Source organism: Kitasatospora sp. SC0581 (assembly GCF_048159585.1).
In the GTDB taxonomy this organism is placed as follows: Bacteria; Actinomycetota; Actinomycetes; order Streptomycetales; family Streptomycetaceae; genus Kitasatospora.
The window spans coordinates 1-420 of record NZ_JBLRWA010000158.1; the positions used below are offsets into that span (position 1 = coordinate 1).

At 73.1% G+C, this 420-nt stretch carries 1 protein-coding gene; it reads right to left on the reverse strand.

Going from position 1 to position 420, the window contains the following annotated elements; genetic code table 11:
• Positions 1-375, reverse strand: a 375-nt coding sequence (locus ACLWS4_RS37560; protein ID WP_416876512.1) for a CorA family divalent cation transporter, incomplete at its 3' end; no start/stop codon positions are given.
• Positions 376-420 lie beyond the last annotated feature (45 nt).

Sequence of the window (420 nt, forward strand, 5' to 3'; positions counted from 1 at the left end):
GTAGCGGATGGTCTTGAAGACCGCGACCAGCACGTCGTCGTAGCGCTCCACCTTGGGGCGCTGGTGCGCGTGCACCGCGTCCTCGACCGCCAGCGGGTGCAGGCCGAAGCGCTGGGCGATGCCCTCGAACTCGGCCTCGGTCGGCTCGTGCAGACCGATCCAGCTGAACGATCCTGCATCCGTCTCCCGGGCCGCGCGGACCTGGCGGGCCGCCTCGCGGGGGCTGCACTTGGCGCCGGCCCGCTTGCCGTCCAGGTAGACGGCGCAGTCCACCACGGCCGAGGAGCTCTGGTCGCCGGCGGCGGCGTCGTACTTGGGCGCGGTGCGGCGGGGGCGTGGGCGGACGACGGCACGGAGGTTGTCGATCATCGACATGACGGGCTCCTCGGGCAGGAACCGTCGCACGGCGGCGCTGAGGGC